The sequence below is a fragment of the Roseateles sp. genome, assembly GCF_036404855.1.
Classification (GTDB): domain Bacteria; phylum Pseudomonadota; class Gammaproteobacteria; order Burkholderiales; family Burkholderiaceae_C; genus Pelomonas.
Genome location: NZ_DASWYS010000320.1, coordinates 1 through 6,685 on the forward strand (window position 1 = coordinate 1; position 6,685 = coordinate 6,685).

Annotated in this window: 9 protein-coding genes; 8 read left to right on the forward strand and 1 reads right to left on the reverse strand. The window is 66.2% G+C overall.

Translation table 11 applies throughout. The annotated features are described in order from the left end of the window. From VGF12_RS21675 to VGF12_RS21705, 7 genes are all read left to right on the forward strand, one after another. Positions 1-509 (forward strand): flagellin (locus tag VGF12_RS21675; RefSeq protein WP_331178127.1); only part of this gene is annotated, 509 nt, incomplete at its 5' end. 183 nt (positions 510-692) lie between these two features. After that, the gene (locus tag VGF12_RS21680; RefSeq protein ID WP_331178128.1) at positions 693-1,559 is read left to right on the forward strand and encodes a flagellin; all 867 of its coding nucleotides are present in this window, start codon (positions 693-695) and stop codon (positions 1,557-1,559) included. Positions 1,560-1,679: 120 nt separating this feature from the next. After that, positions 1,680-3,122: a flagellar filament capping protein FliD gene (gene fliD / locus VGF12_RS21685; protein ID WP_331178129.1), complete on the forward strand. Its 1,443-nt coding sequence runs from the start codon at positions 1,680-1,682 to the stop codon at positions 3,120-3,122. Positions 3,123-3,302: 180 nt separating this feature from the next. Further along, positions 3,303-3,743 carry a flagellar export chaperone FliS gene (gene fliS / locus VGF12_RS21690; protein WP_331178130.1) on the forward strand — a complete coding sequence of 147 codons (441 nt, stop codon included), beginning with the start codon at positions 3,303-3,305 and terminating at the stop codon, positions 3,741-3,743. A gap of 31 nt (positions 3,744-3,774) precedes the next feature. Next, a complete protein-coding gene (locus tag VGF12_RS21695; RefSeq protein ID WP_331178131.1) occupies positions 3,775-4,074 on the forward strand; it encodes a flagellar protein FliT in 300 nt (99 codons plus the stop codon). A gap of 184 nt (positions 4,075-4,258) precedes the next feature. Then, positions 4,259-4,990 (forward strand): flagellar brake protein, encoded by a 732-nt coding sequence (locus VGF12_RS21700; protein ID WP_331178132.1) that lies wholly within the window; start codon positions 4,259-4,261, stop codon positions 4,988-4,990. Next, a complete protein-coding gene (locus VGF12_RS21705; RefSeq protein ID WP_331178133.1) occupies positions 4,987-5,499 on the forward strand; it encodes a prepilin-type N-terminal cleavage/methylation domain-containing protein in 513 nt (170 codons plus the stop codon). The genes VGF12_RS21700 and VGF12_RS21705 overlap by 4 nt, the downstream gene beginning before the upstream one ends. 156 nt (positions 5,500-5,655) lie before the next feature. Here the strand turns inward: VGF12_RS21705 and fliE are convergent, their stop codons facing one another. Then, positions 5,656-5,982, reverse strand: coding sequence for a flagellar hook-basal body complex protein FliE (fliE, locus tag VGF12_RS21710; RefSeq protein WP_331178134.1), 327 nt, complete (start codon positions 5,980-5,982; stop codon positions 5,656-5,658). Between the two features lie 148 nt (positions 5,983-6,130). Here fliE and fliF point away from each other — a divergent pair. Then, positions 6,131-6,685: flagellar basal-body MS-ring/collar protein FliF (gene fliF, locus VGF12_RS21715; protein WP_331178135.1), on the forward strand; the 555-nt coding region annotated here is incomplete at its 3' end.

Sequence of the window (6,685 nt, forward strand, 5' to 3'; positions counted from 1 at the left end):
ACAAGGAGTTCGGCGAGCTGGCCAAGGAAATCCAGCGCGTGCTGGGCGGCACCACCTTCAACGGCAAGCACATCCTCGGCGCCGATGCCAAGACGCAGACCTTCCAGGTCGGCGCCAACACCACGGGTGATGACCAGATCGACGTCGGCATGAAGAACATGAAGACGGCCACCGACATCACCGCCGTCACCTCCGGCGTGTCGATCGACGGCACCGCCAGCTTCTCGGCCATCGGCTCGGTGATCGACAACCTCGACACGGCCCTGGACACCGTCAACAACCAGCGCGCCATCCTGGGCGCCACCCAGAACCGCTTCGACGCCGTCATCTCCAACCTGCAGGTTGCCGTCGAGAACCAGAGCGCAGCACGTAGCCGCATCACGGATGCCGACTTCGCCTCGGAAACGGCCAACCTCAGCCGCGCCCAGATCCTGCAGCAAGCCGGCTCGGCCATGATTGCCCAGGCCAACCAGTTGCCGCAGCAGGTGCTGTCGCTGCTCCGAAGCTGACCGCGCAGCCGCACCCACCGCGCCACGCCGCAGCCACCAGGCTGGCGGCGTGGCGTTTTTGATTGGGCGTGGTTTCCCCCCTTGATCAGGCTTTAGGCCAGGAGAGGCCCTCGCAGAATTCGCTCCATACAGAGTCTGGCAATCCGCAACGCCGGCTCGCCGACCTGACTCTAGGAGTGAGTGATGCCGCAGACCATCAACACAAATCTTCAGTCGCTGAATGCCCAGCGCAACCTGAACGCGTCGCAATCGTCACTGGCGATCTCGATGCAGCGACTGTCCTCTGGACTGCGCGTCAACTCCGCCAAGGACGATGCCGCCGGCCTGGCCATCGCCGACCGCATGAACACCCAGGTGCGCGGCTCGCAAGTTGCCATCCGCAATGCCAACGACGGCATCTCGCTGGCACAGGTGGCCGACGGGGCCCTGTCCAAGGTCACCGACTCGCTGCAGCGCATGCGTGAGCTGGCCGTGCAGGCCCGCAACGCCACCAACACCAGCGCCGACAAGGACTCCCTGGACCAGGAATTCGGCGAACTGGCCAAGGAAATCCAGCGCGTGCTCGGTGGCACCACCTTCAACGGCAAGGCCATTCTGGCAGGCGCTTCGGGCACGCAGACCTTTCAGGTTGGCGCCAACACGACTGTCAACGATCAGATTGACATCGGGACGACCAACATGGCGGCGGACAGCTCCATCACCCTCGTCTCCGGCACCAACAACACCGGTCTCAATCGCGCATCGATTGGCGGCACGATCAACTTCAGCGCCATCGGCTCGGTGATCAACAACATCGACGCGGCCCTCACCACGATCACCAGCCAGCGCGCCGTGCTGGGCGCCGCCCAGAACCGCTTCGACGCCGTCATTTCCAACCTGCAGGTGGCCGTGGAAAACCAGAGCGCCGCCCGCAGCCGCATCATGGACGCCGATTTCGCCGCGGAAACAGCCAATCTCAGCCGCGCCCAGATCCTGCAGCAGGCCGGCACCGCCATGGTCGCCCAGGCCAATCAGTTGCCGCAGCAGGTCCTGTCGCTGCTGAAGGGCTAAGGTTGGGCCGGGCAGGCCTTGCCCTGACCATCGCCAACAAATTCACGCACGGAACCCTAAAGTTCCCCAAAATACGGCCGAAGTCCCACTGGACTCTCGGCTTTTTTACATTTGGCAGCCATGGCGACCATCTCATCAATCGGAATTGGTAGCGGCCTCGAGGTCGAATCGATGATCAGCAAGCTGATGTCATTGCAGCAGCAGCCGATCAACGACATCTCGAAAAAGAGTGCGGGCCTGCAAACCCAGCTCTCGGTCTATGGTCAGGTGAAGAGCGCGCTGTCCACGCTGCGCGACGCCTCCGCCAAGTTGACGAATCCGAGCACCTGGAGCAGCGTCAAGGCCACGTCCTCCGACACGTCGGCCGTGACCGTCGCGGCCTCCGGCACGCCGGCGACCGGGAGCCTGAGCGTGGAAGTGACTCAGCTGGCCTCGGCGCAGTCCATCGCCATGGCCAACAGCGTGGCCAGCGGCAGCGCCACCATCGGCCAGGGCAAGCTGACCATCCAGTTGGGCACCTGGGCCACGGACGCCAACAACAATCCGACCGGCTTCACCGCCAAGTCCGGCAGTTCGGCCTTCGAGATCACCGTCAACAGCGGCGACAAGCTCACCGACATCCGCGACAAGATCAACGCCGCCAACGGCGGGGTGACGGCCTCCATCATCCAGGACGCCAGTGGCGCGCGCCTGACGATCACGTCCAAGAACAGCGGCGAGAGCAACGGCTTTCGCATTCAGGCCGCCCCCGGGTCCGAGGACACCGGCGGCCTCGCCAAGCTCGCCTATGACCCGGTCGGCATGCCCAACGGCATGACGCTGGCGCTGCGCGCCGTCAACGCCCGCGCCATGGTCAACGGGCTGCCGGTCAGCTCCGAGACCAACGCACTGAACAGCACGATCGACGGCCTCAACATCCTGCTGCTCAAGGTCACCCCGCCGGTGAACCTGAGCATCGCGTCCGACACGGACGCCATCCGCAAAGCCATCACCGACTTCACGGCCGCCTACAACGCCATCAACACGATGCTGCGCACGCAGACCAAGTACGACGCCAGCACCAAGACGGCCGGACCGCTACAGGGCGATGCCACCGCGAACTCGCTGGCCTCCCAGCTGCGCAGCATCGTCGGCAGCAACACCACGCTGGGCGGCAGCCTGAAGCGCATGGCCGACCTCGGACTGGACCCTGGCAAGGATGGCAACCTGGCCGCGGGCGGCACCAAGCTCGACAACGCGCTCAACAGCAAGTTGACCGACTTGAAGGCATTCTTCATGGGTGTCGACAAGAACAGTGACGCCAACAATGGCTTCGCCACGAAGCTGCGCGGCTTTGTCGACGGCGTCCTGGGCACCGAAGGCAGCATCTCCAACCGCAGCACGGGAATCCAGAGCCAGATCGACCGCAACAACAAGCGCATCGATGAGCTCAACGACCGCAACGACTCGATGGAGAAGCGGTTGCGCGCCCAGTACTCCGCGCTCGACACGACGATGAGCAAGTACAGCGGCCTCAGCACCTACCTGTCCCAGCAGCTGACCTTGATGAACAAGAGCGGCTGACGGAGCGCCAGGGCCCAGACTGCAGCGGCGGCTTCCCACCTGGGAAACCGCCGCTTTGTCTTGGGGGCGGCAATTCAGCACGCGAAAGGCGGCCAAAGCGAGCCAATTCGTGGTTTCAGAGGGCTCAAGTCCGCGTCGCCGCCGCCGAAAAGATAGTCAACACGACGCCATCCCCTCCCCATGTACGGCCAAACCTCCTCCCCGTTCGCCGCCCGCGGCGCCAGCACGTACTCCAAGGTCGGTCTGGAGACCGACGTGCTGGGAGCCAACCCGCACCGCCTGGTCACACTCCTGTTCGACGGCGCCAACGATGCCATGGGCCTGGCCATCCAGGCCATCCGCAACCGCGACGTTGAGCTCAAGACCCGCAGCCTGCAGCGCGCCGTGCGCATCTTCGACGAGGGCCTGCGCGCCGCGCTGGACCCGAAGGGCGGCCAAGTGGCTGCCGACCTGCGCGACCTCTACGCCTACATCTGCGTCCGGCTCACCCAGGCGAACCTGCGCAGCGACATTGCCGCCATCGAGGAGTGCCGGCAGCTGCTCGCCCCCGTGCGCGAAGCCTGGCAGGGCATCGCCACCTCACCGGCCGCAGCGCCGGTCGCCTCCCCGCACGCCGCCTGAGCCCTGTCTGCCTCCATTCTTCCCGTTCGCCATGAATGCCGACCTGCTGAACTACTACGAAGCCATCGAGAAGGCGAGCGCCGACATGCTGACGGCCGCCCGCACCGGCAACTGGGATGAAGTCGTCAAGCTCGAAGGGGCTTGTGTACTGCTGATTTCCCAGCTCAAGGCCGCCGCCAACCACAGCCAGCTCGCCAGTGGCGAGTCGCAGCTGAAGACGCGCATCATGCAGCGCATCCTGCTCAACGATGCCGAGATCCGCAACCTCGCCGAACCTTGGCTCGAAGACCTCGGCCATGTACTCCAGGGCAAGAGCCGCACGGTGCACTGACGCCGTACCGGCATTGCGGGCCGCGCAGCGGGCCGCTCTCAAGCCGGTCCGCCCGCGGGACTGAGTACGGAACAGTGCGCACGGCGGGCAGGCGCGTTCGCGCAAGGGTCGCAGCGCGGTCTGCAAAGGCCACCCAAGGCGAATCACGGACGAGGGCTCCAATCATGCGACTACCATCGTGGGCATGACCGCCCCTGAAGCCACCTCCGAGGAACTGCGCGTCGTCTCCACGGCCGAAATCACGGCCTATCTGCAGCAACTGCAGCGTGAAGGAGCCGGCCTGCTGCTCGCCGGCCCGCCCGGCCAGAGCCTGTCCAGCCGCATCGTCGCCCTGGACGCCGACGCAGACCTCATCGGACTGGAAATCGGGGCCGACCCCGAGGGCATCAGCCAGGCCCTGGTGGCGCAGGGCGAGATCACCGCCGTCGCCTATCTCGGCGCCGTCAAGCTGCAATTCGAGATCGAGGCCCCTGTGCTCGTCAGCGGCGAGCAGGGTACCGTGCTCCGCGGCACGCTGCCGACACGGCTCTATCGCTTCCAGCGCCGCCAGTCCTTTCGCGTACAGCCCGCCGGCAGCGCCTACCCTCGGGTCATTGTGCCGGGCGGCGCAGAACACGGCCGCGCGCTGCGGGTGCTCGACATCAGCATCGGTGGCCTGGCCCTGGCCCTGCCGCCAGATTTCACCGCCCTCGCTCCCGGCCGGGTGGCAGAGGGCCTCGTGCTGGAGCTGGACCGCATCAGTGCACTGCGCATCACGCTGCTGCCCCACCATGCCAGCCCCATCAGTGGCGATGCCAGCGGCACGCTGCAACTGGGCTGCTCCTTCGTGGAGCTCGACGCCAATGCCGGGCGCTCTCTGCAGGTCTATGTGGACCAGACGCAGAAACGACGCCGCCTGCTGAAACTGGACCCATGACGGGGCACCGGCGCGCCGGCGCGCTCGTCCGGGGTCATGGTTTCACCTTGATCGAGGTGGTCTTCGTGCTGGCGGTACTTGGCATCATCCTGTCCGCCGCCATACCCAGCTACACCAACTACCTGGCCCGCCAGCGCCTGCGCCACGTGGCCGAGATGCTGGAGCAGGACCTGCGCCGCGCCCGGACCCTCAGCGTCGAAGAGGGGCGCAACATCTATGTCAGCTTCAACAGCGGCCCCGAATGGTGTTGGGGCAGCAGTCGCACCGCGCCCTGCGACTGCGGCACTGGCGCACCGCGCTGCGAGTTGGGTGGCGCCACCTACCGCGAACACAAGGGCACGTTGCTGCAGTCTGGCCAGGGCGTGACCTTCCAGGCGGGCTTGGGTCGGGCGCAGGACTGGACGCGCATCGGCATCTCCAACGTCCACAACCAGCAGTTGCGTATCGACCTGAATCCGCTGGGCCGGCCACAGATCTGTGGCAGTGACGCCCGCAGGGGCGCCTGCTGAGAGCAACTGCCCCAGGCTGACCACCTGGCCGCTCCCAAGCCGACACAACTGGCAAAAGCGTGAGCCGGGCACGTCCCGTGAGCATCACCAGCCGCTACGGAAGATCGCCCAGGCGGGCCCGGGTTCCGCGGCCACTGACTGGCCGAGCGACTCCCGTCACACCTGCATGTTCATGATGTCGGAGTAGGCGGAAACCAGCCGGTTGCGCACCTGCAGTGTCGCCTGGAAGCCGATCTGGGCCTTCTGCATGGCCACCATGGTCTCTTCGAGACTGACGGTCGGGTTGTCCAGCTGCACCTCACGCTGCAGCCGGGCCGCCTCCTGCTGCTGGCCGCTGACGCTCTTGAGCGCCTGCGTCATCGCGTCACCGAAGCTGGCCCCCGGCGTGGCGGCCGGCTTGGTCGCCAGCGGCGTGCCATTGACCGCCAGGCCCGCACGGGCGGCGGCCTGGGCGAAGTCGAAGGGGCGCAGCTTCATGTCCATGGGACAGGACTTTGGCAGCAAGTCACGCTCACGAAGCGCGGAGATGCGCTGCCCGCGTCGGCCACTTCAGCGCTTTCTTGAGGGGGGTGGGCACGAATAATTTGCGCCATCGGTCGATTTCCGACCTCCCCTGCCGTCTCGCCCCTCGATGGACAACGCCCTCAGCGCCCCTGCAGCCGCCGCCCCGGTGATGGTCACCCCGGTCGTCGACGCGCCGCCCAACTTCGTGCAGCGTCTGAACGGCCTGCCGTTGCGCAGCAAGCTGACCATGGGCGCCGGTCTGCTGGCCCTGGCCGGCGCCGTACTGGCCATCACGCTGTGGTCGGCCCAGGGCGACTACCGCCCCCTCTTCACCGGCCTGGCCGACAAAGATGGCGGCGCCGTCATCGGCCAGCTGTCGGCCATGCAAGTGCCCTACAAGCACGAGGCCGGCGGCACCATCCTCGTCCCTGCGGGCCAGGTCTACGAGCTGCGCATGAAGCTGGCCGCTCAGGGTCTGCCCAAAGGCGGCACGGGCAATGCGGTGGGCTTCGAGTTGCTGGACAAGTCCTCCATTGGTCAGACCCAGTTCAACGAACGCCTGAACTTCCAGCGCGCGCTGGAAGGCGAGCTGACCCGAACCATCACCGCCATGTCTGACGTGGCCGATGCCCGCGTGCACCTGGCCATGCCTCAACAAAACGGCTTCTTCCGCGAGCAGCAA

Bases quoted from the DNA above. Each gene is read 5' to 3' on its own strand.
- VGF12_RS21680 (WP_331178128.1), top strand. From the start codon at position 693: ATGCCGCAGACCATCAACACAAATCTTCAGTCGCTGAATGCCCAGCGC.
- fliD (WP_331178129.1), top strand. From the start codon at position 1,680: ATGGCGACCATCTCATCAATCGGAATTGGTAGCGGCCTCGAGGTCGAA.
- fliS (WP_331178130.1), top strand. From the start codon at position 3,303: ATGTACGGCCAAACCTCCTCCCCGTTCGCCGCCCGCGGCGCCAGCACG.
- VGF12_RS21695 (WP_331178131.1), top strand. From the start codon at position 3,775: ATGAATGCCGACCTGCTGAACTACTACGAAGCCATCGAGAAGGCGAGC.
- VGF12_RS21700 (WP_331178132.1), top strand. From the start codon at position 4,259: ATGACCGCCCCTGAAGCCACCTCCGAGGAACTGCGCGTCGTCTCCACG.
- VGF12_RS21705 (WP_331178133.1), top strand. From the start codon at position 4,987: ATGACGGGGCACCGGCGCGCCGGCGCGCTCGTCCGGGGTCATGGTTTC.
- fliE (WP_331178134.1), bottom strand. From the start codon at position 5,982: ATGGACATGAAGCTGCGCCCCTTCGACTTCGCCCAGGCCGCCGCCCGT.